Origin of the sequence: Nesterenkonia sphaerica (assembly GCF_005771565.1) — a bacterium.
GTDB lineage: Bacteria > Actinomycetota > Actinomycetes > Actinomycetales > Micrococcaceae > Nesterenkonia > Nesterenkonia sphaerica.
The window spans coordinates 1-17,130 of sequence record NZ_VAWA01000027.1; the positions used below are offsets into that span (position 1 = coordinate 1).

18 protein-coding genes and 1 pseudogene are annotated in these 17,130 nt (G+C 64.1%); 17 read left to right on the forward strand and 2 right to left on the reverse strand.

The annotated features are described in order from the left end of the window. Together mobF and FEF27_RS12315 are read right to left on the reverse strand one after the other, a co-directional pair. On the reverse strand, positions 1-814 hold an 814-nt coding region (gene mobF / locus FEF27_RS12310; protein WP_166430019.1), incomplete at its 3' end, for a MobF family relaxase. Positions 815-956: 142 nt separating this feature from the next. Next, positions 957-1,535, reverse strand: a complete 579-nt coding sequence (locus tag FEF27_RS12315) for a TetR/AcrR family transcriptional regulator (protein ID WP_138171184.1) — start codon at positions 1,533-1,535, stop codon at positions 957-959. 81 nt (positions 1,536-1,616) lie between these two features. Between FEF27_RS12315 and FEF27_RS12320 the strand changes: the two genes are divergently transcribed. The 17 genes and pseudogenes from FEF27_RS12320 to FEF27_RS12400 form a co-directional block, all read left to right on the forward strand. Further along, positions 1,617-3,017, forward strand: coding sequence for an MFS transporter (locus FEF27_RS12320; RefSeq protein WP_138171185.1), 1,401 nt, complete (start codon positions 1,617-1,619; stop codon positions 3,015-3,017). A 94-nt stretch (positions 3,018-3,111) separates the two neighbouring features. Beyond that, positions 3,112-3,324 (forward strand): heavy-metal-associated domain-containing protein, encoded by a 213-nt coding sequence (locus FEF27_RS12325; protein ID WP_138171186.1) that lies wholly within the window; start codon positions 3,112-3,114, stop codon positions 3,322-3,324. Positions 3,325-3,326: 2 nt separating this feature from the next. Further along, positions 3,327-3,491 (forward strand): hypothetical protein, encoded by a 165-nt coding sequence (locus FEF27_RS13505; protein WP_208009859.1) that lies wholly within the window; start codon positions 3,327-3,329, stop codon positions 3,489-3,491. Next, positions 3,481-5,793, forward strand: a complete 2,313-nt coding sequence (locus FEF27_RS12335; RefSeq protein WP_138171187.1) for a heavy metal translocating P-type ATPase — start codon at positions 3,481-3,483, stop codon at positions 5,791-5,793. The genes FEF27_RS13505 and FEF27_RS12335 overlap by 11 nt, the downstream gene beginning before the upstream one ends. A 25-nt stretch (positions 5,794-5,818) precedes the next feature. Next, entirely contained in the window at positions 5,819-6,085 is a 267-nt protein-coding gene (locus FEF27_RS12340; RefSeq protein WP_138171188.1) for a YHS domain-containing protein, read from the forward strand. Positions 6,086-6,137: 52 nt separating this feature from the next. Continuing rightward, positions 6,138-6,743 carry a DUF305 domain-containing protein gene (locus FEF27_RS12345; protein ID WP_138171189.1) on the forward strand — a complete coding sequence of 202 codons (606 nt, stop codon included), beginning with the start codon at positions 6,138-6,140 and terminating at the stop codon, positions 6,741-6,743. Positions 6,744-6,750: 7 nt separating this feature from the next. Next, positions 6,751-8,910 (forward strand): heavy metal translocating P-type ATPase, encoded by a 2,160-nt coding sequence (locus FEF27_RS12350; protein WP_208009863.1) that lies wholly within the window; start codon positions 6,751-6,753, stop codon positions 8,908-8,910. Between the two features lie 10 nt (positions 8,911-8,920). Further along, positions 8,921-9,223, forward strand: coding sequence for a metal-sensitive transcriptional regulator (locus tag FEF27_RS12355; protein WP_138171190.1), 303 nt, complete (start codon positions 8,921-8,923; stop codon positions 9,221-9,223). Positions 9,224-9,343: 120 nt separating this feature from the next. Beyond that, positions 9,344-10,153: a helix-turn-helix transcriptional regulator gene (locus FEF27_RS12360; protein WP_341805723.1), complete on the forward strand. Its 810-nt coding sequence runs from the start codon at positions 9,344-9,346 to the stop codon at positions 10,151-10,153. 265 nt (positions 10,154-10,418) lie between these two features. Next, entirely contained in the window at positions 10,419-11,546 is a 1,128-nt protein-coding gene (locus FEF27_RS12365; RefSeq protein WP_243729235.1) for an ArdC-like ssDNA-binding domain-containing protein, read from the forward strand. After that, a complete protein-coding gene (locus FEF27_RS12370) occupies positions 11,546-12,490 on the forward strand; it encodes a bifunctional DNA primase/polymerase (RefSeq protein WP_138171192.1) in 945 nt (314 codons plus the stop codon). Before FEF27_RS12365 ends, FEF27_RS12370 begins: the two co-directional genes overlap by 1 nt. Further along, positions 12,487-13,278, forward strand: a complete 792-nt coding sequence (locus tag FEF27_RS12375) for a DUF2637 domain-containing protein (RefSeq protein ID WP_208009866.1) — start codon at positions 12,487-12,489, stop codon at positions 13,276-13,278. The genes FEF27_RS12370 and FEF27_RS12375 overlap by 4 nt, the downstream gene beginning before the upstream one ends. Beyond that, complete coding sequence (locus tag FEF27_RS13510) at positions 13,275-13,751, forward strand: hypothetical protein (protein WP_208009868.1); 477 nt, start codon at positions 13,275-13,277, stop codon at positions 13,749-13,751. Before FEF27_RS12375 ends, FEF27_RS13510 begins: the two co-directional genes overlap by 4 nt. A 137-nt stretch (positions 13,752-13,888) precedes the next feature. Continuing rightward, the gene (locus tag FEF27_RS12385) at positions 13,889-14,788 is read left to right on the forward strand and encodes a hypothetical protein (RefSeq protein WP_138171193.1); all 900 of its coding nucleotides are present in this window, start codon (positions 13,889-13,891) and stop codon (positions 14,786-14,788) included. After that, complete coding sequence (locus FEF27_RS12390) at positions 14,788-15,816, forward strand: ParB N-terminal domain-containing protein (RefSeq protein WP_138171194.1); 1,029 nt, start codon at positions 14,788-14,790, stop codon at positions 15,814-15,816. Before FEF27_RS12385 ends, FEF27_RS12390 begins: the two co-directional genes overlap by 1 nt. Positions 15,817-15,896: 80 nt before the next feature. Further along, entirely contained in the window at positions 15,897-16,607 is a 711-nt protein-coding gene (locus FEF27_RS12395; protein WP_138171195.1) for a hypothetical protein, read from the forward strand. A 42-nt stretch (positions 16,608-16,649) separates the two neighbouring features. After that, positions 16,650-17,090 (forward strand): annotated as a pseudogene (locus tag FEF27_RS12400) (M23 family metallopeptidase); the annotation flags it as partial. Positions 17,091-17,130 lie beyond the last annotated feature (40 nt).

Here is a 17,130-nt window from a genome sequence, read left to right on the forward strand (position 1 = left end):
GACCCGGTACACAAACTAATTGACACCCCCCGAAGATCGCCTCATGCATCTCCGAGAGCGCGACCACTGAGGCGTGCAGGGGTCTTCCGTCGAGGGAGCGCCATTTCCCATCCAGTAGCGTCTGGACCTTATTGGAGACCACCACGTGGGTATGCAGGTGGGGGTCGCCGGCCCGGGAGTCGTAGTGGTCATAGGCAGTGGCAACCAGTCCGGCGACATCGACCTGTGCAACCGCCCCATCCCCTGCGGTTGCGCCCGTGCGGGTGGCTGCAACCTCGGACTCCATGAATGCAACCACCTCTGCAACGGCTGCATGATGAGCTTGTGCGATCAACGCCTGGGTCCCGGCATCAGCAACCGCCCACAACACCGAGGCAGACTTCGGCACCGAGAACGTGAAATCGAACCCCGCCACCGCACGCCGGCGGCTGCGGGCGGCTTCCTCAGCCTCAATCCCAGCTACCGCCTCGGCCTTAGCGGCCGGACCCAAGGACGGCTCCAGCCCAGCGATGCGAGATTCAATCCGTTCGTTGGTGGTCTTGTATTGCGGATATGCCTTCCCCAAAGGCTTGCCTGTGACAGGGTCACGGCCCATCCCCACTAACAGCTGAAGCTGCGCCTCAGAGACCTCATCACCCACACCGATCCGCCCATCCCCCAGGCCACGGACGCCGGCACCAAGCCACCGCCCCGGTGGAGTGCCTTCCTCCGTGTAATACCGGGTCAACGGCGTGGACAACGACCGATCGCCATCGCCAGCGGCGACGGTACGCAGCAGGTACTTATACCCGTCGCCGGCGGACATGACCCGCATCGACACCGTCACCTGGACCACCACCTCTCAGTGGTCAGGTAGGCATCGAGCTACCGTCCTGGGCGAGTCAGCTCTGAGTTGATTCGGGACCTTTGCCCTCGATCTGCAAGAGGCGTGGTAGCTGTGGTAGCTGTAGCGGAGGTCAGTGAGGGTCGAGTATGGCGTTGACTGTGGTGATGATGAGGCCTGGTGCCTCGTTGGGTTCGAGTCGTCCGGCTGCGACTTCGGCTCCGGCTCCGTGGAGAATCTGGTGGAGGACGGCCACTTGCCAGGTGGCAGGCATGTCGGCCCGGATGCTGCCTTCTTGCCGCCCTCGCGCGATCAGTGCTTCCACTCGTGCGGCGGGGGACCCGTGAAGCGCCCTCATTCTTTCGGGGGGTATTTCCCCTTCTGCGGCAGCGATGATGGATCGTGCTTGATCCACTAGTTGCCAGCTGCCGGTGATCAGTCGAGTCAGTGCCCCCCGGGGGTCCCCATCGAGGTCGATGCCGGACAAGGTCCGCTCACCCGCCTCGATAACGCGGGTGACCACCGCTTCGAGCAGTTCAGCACGTGATGCGAAGTGTGCATAGAGGGTGACTCTGCCGATGCCAGCTTCCTTGGCTATTTCGGCCATCGTCGCGTTGGGCCTCTGTGACAGGCACGTGATGGCCGCATCGAGTGCTCGTTCGATGTTGCGTGCGGCGTCGGCTCTCTTGGTGCTTCTGCTGGTGGTTGCCACGTCCCTCACTTCCCGTACAGGCGTGTATGAGTTACAGTAGCAGTCTCAACCCGAACATTCATGTACGACTTAGGAGGCAAGGTGTCCACAACGAAGGCTGATCACGGGGCGCGTGAGGGGGTGCACCCTCGGCGCTGGCTGGCGCTTGGGCTATTGGGCACGGCTCAGTTCATGTTGATCCTCGATGTCACGGTGGTCGCGATTGCGCTGCCACAGATGGCCGCTGATCTGAACCTGTCCCGGGAGGCGATCACCTGGGTGGTGGCCGCCTATACGTTGACCTTCGGCGGGCTGATGCTGCTGGGCGGGCGCAGCGCGGACCTCTTTGGCTCCAAGCCCATCGTCTACACGGGGCTCACGCTGTTCACCGCCGGATCATTGGCGGCTGGCCTCGCTGAAAGTGGGGAGGTTCTGCTTAGCGGAAGAGTTGGGCAAGGTCTCGGCGCTGCACTGCTATCCCCGGCCGCGCTCTCGGTGGTGGTCAAGCTGTTCACCGGCGATGAGCGCAACCGCGCTTTGGGCATCTGGTCAGCCCTCGGTGGCGGCGGGGCTGCTGTGGGCGTCCTGTTGGGCGGGCTCATTACAGCCGGACCCGGATGGCCATGGGTGTTCTTCATCAACATCCCGGTTGGGCTAATCATTCTCATCGGGTTGCTCCGCGTGTTGCCGCCGCTGCCTCGGACCTCCGGCCCGCGACCGGCTCTGGATGTCTTGGGGGCCTTGCTCGTCACCGCCGCGACAGGATCGGCAATCTATGCACTGACCATCGCTGGTGAGGTTGGGTGGACCAACATGCAGAGCCTTATCGGGCTGGCAGCCGCAGTAGTGCTCTATCTGCTGTTCGGGTGGCGACAGAAGACAGCCGCGTCCCCTCTGATGGACCTCGGACTGCTGACTCGCCGCCCAGTCTCAGCAGGGGTGTTCGTGATTCTGATCGCGACAGCCCTGATGGTGGCAGTCTTCTTCCTCGGCACGTTCTACTTCCAGCAGTACGCGGGACACGGTCCACTGATCACGGGCCTGCTGTTCCTGCCGATCGCGGTAGCCACGATGACTGGAGCCAACCTTGGTGGTCGCCTTATCGCACGTATAGGTGCCCGCACCCTGGGAGCAGTCGGCATGGCCGTGGCAGCTCTCGGACTGGTGGTACCCGCCCTGTGGGCCACCACCCTGACTACGACCCTCGGGGTCAGCTTTGGAGCCTTCGGGATCGGCGCGCTGTTCGTTGTCGCCTCAGCCACCGCGTTGGGACAGATCGGACCGGAAGAAGCCGGCATCGCCTCGGGACTGCTGAGCACCTTTCACGAGTTCGGAGCCTCCATCGGGGTGGCCACTGTATCCGGCATTGCAGCCCTGAGCCTCGTTGCCGGCGGCGGCGACACCGGATTCCAGCAGGCCTTTGGCTTTGCCGCAGCCGCAGCCCTCATCGCGGCAGTCATCACACTTGCAGCGATCCCACCCCGCCGTCCCGCCCCAGCCTGATCACGGGGCCAACCAGGACTAACGCCTTTACATCAGATACCCGTACCGGGTATAAGTAGAGATACCCCTAGGGGGTATCGGAAGGAGAGGAACAATGAATACGACCACCACTTACACCGTGACCGGGATGACCTGCGGGCACTGCGAAAGCTCCGTTCGGACCGAGGTCTCACAAGTACCCGGAGTCACCGAGGTTGATGTCAGCGCGAAGACAGGAACGCTGACGGTCACCGCAGAGAACTCAATCAACGACGCCGAGGTGATCGCTGCTGTTGACGAGGCCGGCTACACCGCGGCCAGGGACTGACCATGAACGCGCCTGCACGACTGAGCCTGTACGGCACAGGACTGGCCGCTGTGTTCATCACAGCGTTCTTCACCGCCGGAGCAGTCGTTCCCGACGAGACCGTGCAGAACTGGGTGGACGACACCTCGCAGAGCGAGCATCACGGGGAGGATGGCCATGACCGCTGAAACAACCAACTCGGCCAACATCGAGTTACAGATCGGCGGGATGACCTGTGCCTCCTGCGCGATGCGCATTGAGAAGAAGCTCAACAAACTCGACGGCGTGGAGGCCAGCGTCAACTACGCCACCGAAAAGGCCCGCATCACCTCCAATGGTGGCCTGGAACCCCAGGTGCTGATCACCGAGGTCGAAAAGACCGGCTACACCGCCGCACTACCCGCTGCCTCCGAAGATAAGACCAGCTCGGGTGACGAGGACGGTTCGGTTGAGGACCAAGAGCTGGTGGTGCTGCGGCAGCGGCTGATCGGTGCCGCAGTCCTTTCGGCGCCGGTGATCGCCATGGCGATGATCCCGGTCTTGCAGTTCGACTACTGGGGCTTCGCATCCCTGGTCCTGGCCGCCCCAGTAGTGGTGTGGGCCGGTTGGCCCTTCCACCGGGCTGCGATGATGAATCTGCGCCACGGGGCAGCCACGATGGACACCCTGATCTCAGTGGGCACCACCGCGGCACTGATCTGGTCGGTGGTGGCCCTGTTCTTCGGCACTGCCGGCCAACCCGGAGTGGTGCATCCGTTTGAGCTGACCATCTCCCGCAGTGACGGCCTAGGGCATATCTACCTGGAGGTCGCCGCCGGGGTGATCACCTTCGTGCTGCTGGGCCGGTATTTCGAGAAACGTTCCAAGCGCCGGGCCGGTGCCGCCCTGCGCGCTCTGCTGGAGCTGGGGGCCAAGGAGGTGGCCGTGCTCCGCGACGGTACAGAGCAGCGGATCAGCGTCGATGAGTTGGCAGTGGGCGATGAGTTCGTGGTCCGGCCCGGGGAGAAGATCGCCACCGACGGTGTAGTGGTCTCCGGGACCAGCGCGGTGGATGCCTCCATGCTCACCGGTGAATCGGTTCCGGTGGAAGTCACCGAAGGCGATGCGGTGACTGGGGCCACCGTGAACGCCGGAGGCCGCCTGATCGTCCGGGCAACCCGGGTGGGCTCGGATACCCAGTTGGCGCAGATGGCCCAGCTGGTCGAGGACGCCCAATCCGGCAAGGCAGAGATTCAGCGCCTGGCCGACAGGGTCTCCGGGGTGTTCGTGCCGGTGGCTATCGCCATCGCCGTCGCCGCCTTGGGGGCCTGGCTAGGTGCTGGCTTCCCTGCCTCGGCAGGGTTCACCGCTGCGGTGGCGGTGCTGATCATCGCCTGCCCCTGCGCCCTGGGGCTGGCCACCCCCACCGCATTGCTTGTCGGCACAGGCCGGGGTGCTCAGCTGGGGATTCTCATCAAAGGACCGGAGGTGTTGGAGTCCACCCGCAGGACCAACACCGTGGTGCTGGATAAGACCGGCACTGTCACCACCGGAAAAATGACCCTGGAAGACGCCCTCCCCGCCGAGGGCACCGAGCGGGATGAGCTGCTGCGGCTGGCCGGGGCAGTCGAGGACGCCTCCGAGCACCCTATCGCCCAGGCCATCGCCACAGGAGCAGTCACCGCGACGGGAAGTCTGCCGGAGGTGGAGTCCTTCGAGAACATCGAAGGTCGCGGTGTCCAAGGCATCGTGGAGGGCCACGCCGTGCTGGTGGGACGTGAGTCCCTGCTGGCCGATTGGGGCCAGCACCTCGATGAGCAGTTAGCAGCGGCCAAGCAGCATGCGGAGTCCCAGGGTAAGACCGTGGTCGCCGTCGGCTGGGACGGTCAGGCCCGGGGCCTGCTGGTGGTGGCTGATCAGATCAAGCCCACCAGCGCCGAAGCCATCGGCCACTTCAAACAGCTCGGTCTGACCCCGGTGCTGCTGACTGGGGATAACCAACGCGTGGCTGAGCAGGTCGCCGCCGAAGTCGGCATCGATGAGGTGATCGCTGAAGTCCTGCCCCAGCAGAAGGTCGATGTCGTGGCAGGCCTGCAACAGCAGGGTAAGACGGTGGCGATGGTCGGCGATGGTGTCAACGATGCCCCTGCCCTGGCCCAAGCCGACCTCGGACTGGCCATGGGCACGGGGACCGACGTGGCCATCGAGGCTGCCGACATCACCCTGGTGCGTGGGGACCTGCGGGCTGCTGCTGATGCGATCCGGCTCTCCCGGAAGACCCTCGGTGTGATAAAGACCAACTTGTTCTGGGCTTTCGCCTACAACACCTCTGCCATTCCGCTGGCGGCCTTCGGTCTGCTCAATCCCATGCTGGCCGGGGCGGCTATGGCCTTCTCCAGTGTGTGCGTGGTGACCAACAGCCTGCGGCTGCGCCGGTTCAAGGCCCAAGCCGACCGTGCCGCCACAGGTACCCCCGTCACAGAAATCAACACTCAGACCATCACGGTCTGAACACCATCACTGAAAGGACCAGACCATGACCACTCATCACTGCGGTGCACACTCCCACGCCTCCGAGAACCACCACGACCATAGTCACGCACCGTCCCCGGAGAAGCTGGCCGCAGCATCCTCCGAAAAAGTCGCCGAATGCCCGGTGATGGAAGGAACCCTAGTGATCAAAGCTGAGGCAGAACAAGCGGGACTGTACCGGGAATACCAGGGCAAGCGGTATTGGCTGTGCTGCGAAGGCTGTGGACCGCTCTTCGATGCTTCCCCCGAGGAATACGCACATTCCGGCTGAGCAACGAGCACCTCATGCCATCGGAAACGAATCAACAGGAAGGACCAGCTCGATGAGATTCCGTCATCCTGCCACCGTCGTCACCGCCCTCACTTTAGCCACCGTGTTGGCCGCCTGTGGTCAGAATGACCAGCAGGAAACTGATGAGTCCGACCATGGTGAGCATTCCGCCGAAGAAGTCTCCGGTGAGTTTAACGATGCAGATGTCGAATACGTCTCAGGCATGATCGTCCACCACGAACAGGCCGTTGAGATGTCGGACATCCTGTTGGCCAAGGACGATGTGGACACCGATGTTGTCTCTCTGGCTGAGGAGATTCGGGACGCTCAGCAGCCCGAGATTGACCAGATGGTCGCCTGGTTGCAGGACTGGGGCCATGATCCCGAAGACGATCACGGTGGCCATAGCGACCACGGGAACGAGCACGAAGGAATGATGAGCGACGACGACATCGCCGACCTTGAAGCTGCTCAAGGCGATGAGGCTGCGCGCCTGTTCTTAGAGCAGATGATCGTCCATCACGAAGGTGCAGTCTCGATGGCTGAGGACCACCTGGCCGACGGGGAGAACCCCGAGGCCCTGGAACTGTCAGAAGAGATCATCAGCGTCCAGCAGGCTGAGATCGAACAGATGGAAGACCTGCTGGAGAACATATAGGACCCCTATGACTGACCACCATCACAGGCACCATCACCACTCAGGCCAAGACCACCCTGAGTCTCACCATGGGCATGCGATGCATTCCACAGCAGAGGCCACCCAGGGGCACGCGGCCCACGTCCACGACCAGCATCAGCATGATCACTCCACGCATGCCGGACATGGCCACAGCGGACACGGGGGCCATGGTGATCACGTCGGGCAGTTCCGCCGGCTGTTCTGGATCATGCTGGTGTTGGCGGTGCCGGTGGTGGGGCTCAACGAGATGTTCGCCCACCTGGTCGGCTACCACCTACCAGAAGCCGACTGGGTCTGGTGGGTCTCCCCGATCCTGGGCACAGTGATCTATGCCTGGGGCGGCTGGCCATTCCTCACCGGGGCGGTCTCAGAGATCCGCTCAGGCAAGCCGGGGATGATGCTTCTGATTGGGCTGGCCATCACAGTGGCTTTCATCGCTTCCTGGGGTGCCAGTCTGCACCTGCTGGATCACGAGCTGAACTTCTGGTGGGAGCTGGCCCTACTGGTGGTGATCATGCTGCTGGGTCACTGGATCGAGATGCGATCCTTGGCCCGGACCAGTTCAGCTCTGGATTCGCTGGCCGCGCTGCTGCCGGATGAAGCGGAGAAAGTCACCGACCACGGGGTGGAGAAGGTCTCCCCGGCGCAGCTGGCCCTCGATGATGTGGTGATCGTTCGCCCCGGTGCCTCTGTACCTGCTGATGGGCAGGTGATTGAGGGCTCGGCGAGTATGGATGAGTCGATGGTCACCGGGGAGTCCAAGCCTGTCCGTCGTGACGAAGGCGATCACGTCGTGGCCGGAACAGTGGCCACTGACTCTGGTATCCGGGTACGGATTACCGCCACCGGAGACGATACCGCCTTGGCTGGTATTCAACGTCTGGTCGCTGATGCCCAGGCCTCGTCCTCGCGGGCTCAGCGGATCGCTGATACAGCAGCCGGGTGGCTGTTCTGGTTCGCCCTGGTCGCCGCACTGATCACTGCGGCGGCCTGGGCCGTGCTGGGAATGCCGGATGCTGCTGTGGTGCGGACCATCACCGTGCTGGTGATCGCCTGCCCGCACGCCCTGGGTCTGGCGATCCCGCTGGTGGTCTCCATCGCCACCGAACGCGCCGCACGCGGGGGCGTGCTTATCAAGGACCGCCTAGCCCTGGAATCGATGCGCACCGTAGACGCAGTGCTCTTCGACAAGACCGGCACACTGACCAAGGGAGAACCCACCGTCACCGGGGTCGAGCCCACTCAGGGGTATACCGGCGACGAGGTCCTGGCTCTGGCCGCAGCGGCCGAAACCGACAGTGAGCACCCGCTGGCCCGGGCCATCATCGGCGCAGCATCCCACCGCAACTTGGAGGTCCCCGCGGCCAAGGACTTCTCATCCTCACCAGCTGTAGGGGTTCGCGCCACAGTCAATGGCACGGTGATTCAGGTCGGTGGCCCCTACATGCTCCGCGAGCAGCACCAAGATGAGCTGTCCATCGCAGAGCAATGGAGGAACGAAGGCGCGATCATCCTTCACGTCCTGGTCGATGGGGAGGTCGTCGGTGCCCTGCGCCTGGCCGATGAGATACGTCCTGAATCCCACGCCACGGTCGAAGCTCTCCACGCCGTGGGTGCCCAGGTGGTCATGATCACCGGGGACGCCCAAGCAGTTGCCGAGACCGTTGCCGCGGAACTGGGCATCGACCGGGTATTCGCCGGGGTCCGCCCCGAAGACAAGGCTGCCAAGGTCAAGGAACTCCAACAAGAGGGGCAGAAGGTGGCCATGGTCGGCGACGGCGTCAACGACGCCCCAGCCCTGGCCCAAGCCGATGTCGGTATTGCCATCGGGGCCGGGACTGATGTGGCCATCGGCTCTGCCGGGGTGATTCTGGCCAGCTCCGACCCACGCTCCGTGCTCTCGGTGATCGACCTGTCTCGCTCCAGCTACCGGAAGATGAAACAGAACCTCTGGTGGGCAGCCGGCTACAACCTCGTCTCCGTGCCCCTGGCCGCAGGAATCCTCGCCCCTATCGGATTTGTCCTGCCTATGAGCATCGGCGCGATCCTGATGTCAGCCTCCACTGTCGTCGTCGCGCTCAATGCTCAACTGCTGCGCCGCCTGGACCTGCGGCCAGAAGTTTCCACCCGAAACCTCACCACTTAGGAATCCCCTCATGTCTACCGAAACACCTGTCCAACACGGCTATATCAGTGACAAAGACCGCTACCTCGCACGGCTGAAACGCATTGAAGGCCAAGCGCGAGGTATCCACCGCATGGTCGAAGAAGATACCTACTGCATCGACATCCTCACCCAAATCAGCGCGTTGACTTCCGCCCTGGAGAACGTGGCGCTAGGGCTATTGGATGACCACCTCAAGCACTGCGTGGCTCATGCCGCGCAAGCCGGAGGCGCAACCGCTGACGAGAAGATCAACGAAGCCTCTGCGGCGATCGCTCGCCTCGTGAAGTCCTGAAACCTGGGATGAACGATGGATGGAGTGAGGGCGTCTCCATTCATCTTTCGCCCTATCGTCGCGGAGACTTCAACACATGTACAACAGGTCGCCCCATCGGCTTATGACTGGGTGCGGCTTGTGTTCCTCCGATCTGGCACAGCTGTTGTCTACAGCGAGTTCGGTGAACGACCCGCTCGTCCCGGTGATGTGCTGCTACTGGCGGCCAATGTGCTCTCAGGGTGCCACCCGGAAGAACCGGTAACGACTACAACGGTCTTTCTGGACTTTGAGTATCTAGTTGACAAGGTGTTTTGGCAGCAATCGGCTGTGCTGGCAGATCGATTGGAAGCCTGTGAGCTATTGGATCAGCCCTATGTAGAGCCCGCTCAGCTGCTGCGTCTTAGCGACGAGGCTTTCGGCAGAGTTCTTCCGTGGCTAGATGAACTGACTGACCTGAGTAACTTCGAAAATACGGCCACGGTGTTCTTCGAAGTGGAACGGGCGCTGCTATCTGTGCTCCAGGTCGTGCTGCCTGACATCGAAGTCTCGTCTATCCGTCGCAGTGCCACTCAACGCGAGGCGGCCAAGCCCACCCCACCTCGCCGTCGCGCTCCCCGGCCTCTGCGCCCGGAAGCCCGCCGAGCAGCCGAGATGTTGCGCTCAGACCTCACTCACCGATGGGGCTTGGACGAGCTGGCTGAGGCCGCCCATTTATCGGTGCCGCAGTTCCACCGGGTGTTCATAGACGCCTATGGCAAGACACCACAGACCTATTTGACGATGTTGCGGGCTGAGGAACTTGCCCGACTGCTGCGGGAGACCGACCTGCCCATTGAGGTGGCGATGCGGAAAGTAGGGTGGAACACCCGAGGCCACGCGGCCCGGTTCTTCCGCCAGCATCTGGGGGCGACTCCGTCCAGGTACCGGGAACTGACCTGGATGAGGTGACTCCGGTGTGGATGGTGCACTTCTTCTCATGGATGCTCCACTTCTTATCACGCTGCCCAGTCATGGTCTGTGTCGATGATGCTCAGGCTGATATGCCGGGGAGGACTTGTCGGGTTCACCTCCTGTGTCCCTGATGGTCACCGCCGTACATGTTGTCTCCGATGTCCGTCATCGCCTCGCTGGTCTTCCCGGCGCACCTGCTGGTTGACCGAGCTGCTTCTTGTGGCTCGGTTGGTCCGCTGGGTCACAAGGAAGGCCAGATGCCATGTCGGAGAAACCAACACCCTCACGCAGCGACCGTGAAGCCAAGCTCGATGAGCTGCACGGGCGACTGACCGGTGCTGTCGAGCAGTTGGTCTCGGGTGAGGACTGGCAGCAGGCGATGGCGTTCGCGGCGAGGTTCCGGTCGCGGTCGTTCAACAACACCCTGCTGATCTTCGCTCAGCACCAAGAGGCCTATCAGAAGGGTCTGGTGGGTGAACCGGCGTCGTCGTATGTGGCTGGGTACAGGCAGTGGCAGCAGTTGGGCCGGCAGGTGCAGAAGGGCCAGCCGGGCTACATGATCTATGCCCCGGTCACCGCCCGGTTTGCCACAAGTGATCCTGCTGATCCTGGGTCGTGGAGGCGGTTGGATCGCGGTGAGAAACCCCGTGCTGGTGAGGTGGTGCGTTCCCGGATGGTGGGGGCTAAGCCTGCCTATGTGTGGGATGCCGCCCAGACTGCTGGGGAGCCGCTGCCCGAGCCTCCGGCACCGCAGCTGTTGAAGGGCCAGGCCCCTGCTGGGTTGCACTCGGAGCTATCGCGGCTGATCCGCGAGCAGGGGTTCACCGTTGTTGGGGCTGGGGGTGCCGCCGAGTTGGGTGGTGCCAATGGGATCACTGACTACTTGGCCAAGCAGGTTGCGGTGCGCTCGGATATGGACCCTGCCGCGCAGGTGAAGACCCTGACTCATGAGTTGGGTCATGTGCTGATGCATAGGCCGAACCAGCAGGAGGCCCGTGGCCACCGTGGTGTGGTGGAGGTTGAGGCTGAATCGGTGGCGCTGATGGTCGGTGCCGCTCATGGGATGGACACCAGCGACTACACGATCCCGTATGTGTCCACCTGGGCAGCGCAGGTGAAGGATCAGGAGCCTGCTGAGGTGGTCAAAGCCACCGGTGAACGGGTACGCCAGACCGCGCTCTCGGTGCTGGAGCAGTTGGATACCCCGCAGGTGACGGATGGCACCCCGCCCGGGTTGGAGCGTCACCAGCCCCAGCGTAGTAGTGCTGTCCGCCAGAGCCCGGAACCGAGGGACAGGCAGAGAACAGGGCCGGTCCGACCGATACCGGAGCCGGCTGGGGCGCGGCGTGAACCGGTGGCCTCTGGTGGTGTGGAGAGGTCGGGGTTGTGATGGCCGGGCTGGCTTCCTTCACCCAGGTTCTGATCGACACTCGTGGGGCGGAGCTTCCGGTGGTGGCCTCCCGGCTAGCTGCTGCGGGGGTGCCGGTATTCCCGTGTGTGCCCGGCGCGAAGCGTCCGTTGACCGAGCATGGGTTCTACGACGCCAGCACTGACCCAGGCCAGGTTGAACGGTGGTGGGGCCGGTGGCCGGAGGCGAATATCGGTGTGCCCACCGGGCAGGCCTCGGGCTTGGTGGTGGTCGATGTTGATGTCCACTCTGAGGCCGACGGATACCGGTGGTTTGGCCGTGCTCATCGTGCGGGGCTGACGACCGGGTGGGATGTGTTGGTCTCGACCCCCTCGGGTGGAATGCATGCCTACTACCCGGTGGCCCCGGGTGAGCAGCAGCGGTCGTGGCAGGCAACGGCAGCGGGGATAGATTTCCGTGGCGATGGTGGCTACATCATCGTGCCACCCTCAGTAGTCCAGTACGAGGATTCTGCGGCGTCCTACCGGCTGGCCCGGATCGCTGGGACTCCGCCGCGGCCTGTGGATGCCTCCGGGTTGCGTCAGTTCCTGGACCCACGCCCAACACCACCGGCCCAGGCCACCTCGCCTGGGCTTCGGCGTGAGGCTGATGTGTCCCGGTTGGCCTCCTGGGTCGCTGCCCGCGCTGAGGGTGAGCGCAACCGGGGACTGTTCTGGGCAGCGTGCCGCCTGGCAGAAAACAACGTGCCTGCTGGTGATGCGGTTGAGGTGCTGTCTGCTGCGGCCTCACATGCTGGTTTGGGCAAGCGGGAAATCACCGCGACGATCCGCTCGGCCTACCGCACCACCGGCACCGAGAACACCCCTGGGCGTGAAGCTGCACCCTCGGTGGGACCGGAGCCATTTGCTCGCCGCGACCGGCAGCCCTCTGCTGGGCGGTCAGTGCAGGGTCGGAGCCTCGAATGAGCACTGGCGGGCAGGTTTCTGGTGTGGGGCACCGGTGGGCGCTGCGCACCGCGGTGGCTGGCACGGTGTTCATCGCCGGTGGCGCGTTCTGGTTGAGCTTCAACGCCCTGGCCGATCTGGCGGCCCGTTCTGGTATCGAGGCGGGTCAGGCATGGGTGTGGCCACTGATCGTGGACGGGATCATTGTGGTCGCCACCGTCTCCGCCGTCGCTCTGGCAGGTCAACGGGCGGCATGGTATCCGTGGGCGCTGCTGGCCGGCGGAGCCCTGGTCTCAGTGACAGCGAACAGTCTGCACGCGGTGGTGGCCGCTGATGCGGATGTGCCTGGTGTGCTGGCTGCCTCCGTGGCGGCGGTCCCGCCGGTGGTGCTGCTGGCGGTCACTCACCTGACAGTGATCCTGACCCGCACCACCCACTCTCAGACGGGCGAATCTCACAGCGACCAAGCCCACGCCGAACAGTTCCGCACTCCTGCACCCGGCCCCACGATCGAGGACGACGACGCCCGATCCTCTCCGGGGCCGGTCTTGGACGGGGTAAGCACTGAAGCTGTTTCCGTCACCGCTGAGGCTCCAGGCGAGGAGGTGTCGGTGGGTCGGCGTGCTCGGGCGCGGATTCTGCGCGAGCAGGGGTGGTCGAACAAGCAGATTGCCAAGCAACTCGGGGTTCACCGTTCGACGGTGGGCCGCTGGGCAGCAGCCGGGCACCTTACAGATGAACCATCCACCCACGGCAGCAACGGCAGAGCCGCTGTGGGTGGGAACAACGAACAGGGAGAACTGTCATGAACACCATCAACCCTCACACCCATCATCCCGACCCCGGAGACGCGCGTGGGCAGTCGCAGCCCCACCGGGAATCCGGGCCAGCTCCGCAAGGCCCGGAGGTGCCCTCGGTGGAGAGAGCAGCGGAGATCTCGGCCCCTAACGGTCCAGAGGCTCCGGCTGGGCCGGGTGGTGGTGTGCCGGATGCGGTCGAGGCCGATCACATTCGCCGCCGACAGAACCTCGGTCCCGCTGGAGCCCGTCCGGCTCGTGGGGTGGAGTGGGTGCGGCCCACCGATCTGATGGCCCGGCACTCTGCTGTGGTCGCCGGTCGCGGGATTGATTTCGAAGCGGCCTTGGCTCGGCGGGTCCGTGGCCCTCTGGTGGCTCCGGCTCGCCGGTTGGGCAGCCGGGTCACGCATCTTCCCCCGGTGTCGGCGTTCGGTCGTGGGCGTCAGCCCCATCAGGTCTCCCGGGATGCGGTGGGACACAGCTGACCGCTGTGTCGGGGTTCTGTTGGTGGTGATGACCGATGAGCACAGCAACAACGAGGTTGCCCCACCGGACCGGCCAGAGGCCGGGCCGGAAAGGGCTTGGGGGTGGGGTGTGCACCTGGTGGTCAGGAGGTACAACAATGCACACCACCAACAACTCCAACCCACAGGCGACCGACAACACCCGTGACGGGCAAAGCAAGCCATCGTTTCGCTCCAGTGCGGGGCTGCGAGTCCTACTCCACCGGTTGCATCAGGCAGGTCCCGGGGCGTGGGAGAACGATGCCGAGGCCGCTGAACTGATGGTGTTCACCGCGGAGAAGTACGCCGCCCTGGCCCGCAAACACGGTCTCGACCCGTGGGAGGCGGCTTCTGCGGCGTTTGATGTGATGCGCAGCCGCTCCACACGGGAAGCAGCCGATCCGTGGGCGGTGGTCACTCACGCGGTACGGATCACCTGCATCGCCGAGGAACGCGCCCAAGGCCTGCTCTGCTCGGTCCACCAGGCCCGCCGACCGCATATCTCCGTCTTCCATGACCCGGAGCGGTTCAGCGACCGCGAAACACCCCTGAGCGATTACCACCCGGCCTTCCACACCACCGACCACCACCCCGAAGACACCGACAACACCGAGGATGCGGCGGCTGGGTCGGTGGTGACCGCAGCACGTACCGCTGTGGAAGACGCCATCGAGTTGTTCACCTTGTTGGATTGGCATCCGCGTACCGCCCGGGCCGGGATCGAACACATCTGCTCGGCATTGACTCGGGCCTCCAGCAGGCAGGCGGCCTACGAGGCGTTGCGGCGGGATAAGCATGCCCGCGCCCTGCTGGACATCCCCGGTGAGTCTTGGGCGGCGATGCTCAAAGCCCTGCTGGGCCACCCCGATGCCGCTTACGCGGCCACCAACGCTGGTCGGGGTGTGCTGCTGCGGCTGCTGATCGGTGAGAGCCTGCCGATGCTGCTGCGCGATGAAGACCTCGTGGTGCTGATCGCCTTCACAGCCCCCGGACAGTCCCGTACTGGTGGGGGTCAGTGATGAGTGAGCAGACCGGGTTCATCGAACTCGACCGCGCAGTAGAAGCCATCACGGTCGGTCCCCGGCACCGCACCGACTTCGGGGACATCGACGAACTGGCCGCCTCCATCGCCAGAGAAGGACTGCTCCAGCCGATCACCATCACCCCTGAAGGACTGCTGGTGTGTGGTGCGCGCAGGTTGGCTGCGATCAAACAGCTCGGTTGGCGCAAGACCAACGTGTGGGTTCGCTCCGGTATCTCCGACAAGCTGGGGCATCTGTTGGCAGAGCAGGACGAGAACACCCTGCACAAACCGCTGACCCAGCAGGAAGCCGCCGCCCTCTACCGGGAGCTGAAACAGCTGCTGGCGGAGGATGCCGAACGGCGGAAGGCCTCGACCCAGTTCCACGACGGGCATGAGCCTGGGGAGCATGGTGGTGGAAACTTTCCACCACCAGCAGGCAGCAACGGGAAGACTCGGGAGCAGGCTGCGGCGATGATCCCGGGAAGTGCCTCCTATAAGACTCTGGAGAAGATCAGCTACCTCCAACACCTGACCAGCGACCCGACCGTCCCCGACGAGCTGCGCACCCAGGCAGAGCAGGAACTCTCCCGGATTGATGCTGGTGCTCCGGTGGACCCGGCCTACCGGCAACTGCGCGAAGCAGCTGAAGCCGCCCAGCAACAGCGCGTGGAGCAGCTGCATCGTCTGGCCGATGAGGCTGTGGCCAAGGCCAAAGCCTCCACCAAGAAACGCACCACCACGACCGCAGCGCAGGCAACAGGGTCGGCAACGGATGAGGTGCCGCGGCGGTATCCGACCCGGGCGTTTTGGGCGACCTGGGGTGAACTGGCCGACTGGTGGACCCACTACGACCCCGACCAGCTCGCCGCCGAGCTGACTGATGAGCAGTACCGCAGCTTCCAGGCCACCGTGGAAGGCACACTCGCGTTCGCCGAGCGACTCCAGGCCGCACGCGAAGCCCGAACTGACGACACCGGCACCGGTGGGACTGTTCCGGTGCGTGGGCATCTGCGCGCCCTCTAACACCCCACCACCCCTCTGTCGCCTACCTATCCAGTGGCGGCGTTGAACACCTTTTGGGGTGGGGTGTGCACCTGGTGGGTATGAAGCTCCCTGAGTTCTCCACTGTGTTCTCCCGGCCCAAACTGCTGGCCGGACTCACCGCCGGTGTCGCTCTGCTTCTACTAGTCGCGGTAGGTATCTATGGGCTGGCCGCCGGGCCCCGCCAGCCAGAGTCGCCTGCGCCGACGACTGCGCAGACCACAGACCCCACGCCCACAGCACCCGGGGAACCCACCGAACAGCCGGACTCTGATGTGCGACAGCCAGTGGTGCCACCGGTGGAACGATCCGCCGATCCTGAGACGTTCGCGCGCAACATCGCTACTGCCCTGTTTGAGTGGGGCACCGCCTCGGGGCTGATGCCCTTGGACTACACCTCCGCACTGCTGGATGTCGGTGACCCCACCGGGGCCGAACAGGCCGGCCTGGCCAACGACGTGGCTGCCTATCTGCCCACTCGTGAGGCATGGACTCAACTGCGCCAACACTCCACATCCCAGCACCTGAGCATCGATGAGGCCTATGTCCCGCAGGCGTGGGAGGACGCTCTGGCCCAGGCCCCGCCCGGGCAGATCACCGAAGGCACGGTGGCCTACACGATCACCGGCACCCGCCACCGGGACGGCACCTGGAACAACGAACCGGTCACCAGTGAGCACGAGGTCTCCTTCACGGTGTTCATCGTCTGTGCCCCTGCCTATGAGACCTGCCACCTGCTGCGGCTCTCCGAACTCGACAACCCCCTCACCTAACCGGCCCTGAGCTGACTGGCCTGAAAGGGAGGTGCCTGACCGGTGTTGAAGAAAGCAGCCATCATCCTGGTCCTACTGGCCATGCTTGGCCCCTCGGTCGCCCTGGTCTCGGTCGGCGCGTTGATGAGCCCAGGTGCCGGAGCCTCCTGCATTGTGCCCGGAGCCAGCCCGCACCTAACAGTCGGGGAAGTTCCCGACGAGTTGGAGGTCACCACCGCCAACGGGGAGACCTTCACCCTGAACCAGGAGCAGCTGGGGCATGCTGCCACGATCATCGAAACAGGGTCCAGCATCGAGGGGGTGAGTCGGGATGGGCTGGTGATCGCGCTGATGGCCGCGCTGACTGAATCCACCCTACGTCAGCTCTCCAACACCAGCGCCTACCCGGACTCTGCCGACTACGACAGTGACGGTGATGGCTCTGATCACGACAGCCTGGGGTTGTTTCAGATGCGCCCGTCCACCGGGTGGGGCTCCGGAGCGTGTCAAATCAAATGAAACATGGACCTGTGTTGGTTAGTTG

Excerpts from the sequence above, each read along its gene's own strand:
- FEF27_RS12325 (WP_138171186.1), top strand. The coding sequence starts at position 3,112 with ATGAATACGACCACCACTTACACCGTGACCGGGATGACCTGCGGGCAC.
- FEF27_RS13505 (WP_208009859.1), top strand. The coding sequence starts at position 3,327 with ATGAACGCGCCTGCACGACTGAGCCTGTACGGCACAGGACTGGCCGCT.
- FEF27_RS12335 (WP_138171187.1), top strand. The coding sequence starts at position 3,481 with ATGACCGCTGAAACAACCAACTCGGCCAACATCGAGTTACAGATCGGC.
- FEF27_RS12340 (WP_138171188.1), top strand. The coding sequence starts at position 5,819 with ATGACCACTCATCACTGCGGTGCACACTCCCACGCCTCCGAGAACCAC.
- FEF27_RS12345 (WP_138171189.1), top strand. The coding sequence starts at position 6,138 with ATGAGATTCCGTCATCCTGCCACCGTCGTCACCGCCCTCACTTTAGCC.
- FEF27_RS12350 (WP_208009863.1), top strand. The coding sequence starts at position 6,751 with ATGACTGACCACCATCACAGGCACCATCACCACTCAGGCCAAGACCAC.
- FEF27_RS12355 (WP_138171190.1), top strand. The coding sequence starts at position 8,921 with ATGTCTACCGAAACACCTGTCCAACACGGCTATATCAGTGACAAAGAC.
- FEF27_RS12365 (WP_243729235.1), top strand. The coding sequence starts at position 10,419 with ATGTCGGAGAAACCAACACCCTCACGCAGCGACCGTGAAGCCAAGCTC.
- FEF27_RS12370 (WP_138171192.1), top strand. The coding sequence starts at position 11,546 with ATGGCCGGGCTGGCTTCCTTCACCCAGGTTCTGATCGACACTCGTGGG.
- FEF27_RS12375 (WP_208009866.1), top strand. The coding sequence starts at position 12,487 with ATGAGCACTGGCGGGCAGGTTTCTGGTGTGGGGCACCGGTGGGCGCTG.
- FEF27_RS13510 (WP_208009868.1), top strand. The coding sequence starts at position 13,275 with ATGAACACCATCAACCCTCACACCCATCATCCCGACCCCGGAGACGCG.
- FEF27_RS12385 (WP_138171193.1), top strand. The coding sequence starts at position 13,889 with ATGCACACCACCAACAACTCCAACCCACAGGCGACCGACAACACCCGT.
- FEF27_RS12390 (WP_138171194.1), top strand. The coding sequence starts at position 14,788 with ATGAGTGAGCAGACCGGGTTCATCGAACTCGACCGCGCAGTAGAAGCC.
- FEF27_RS12395 (WP_138171195.1), top strand. The coding sequence starts at position 15,897 with ATGAAGCTCCCTGAGTTCTCCACTGTGTTCTCCCGGCCCAAACTGCTG.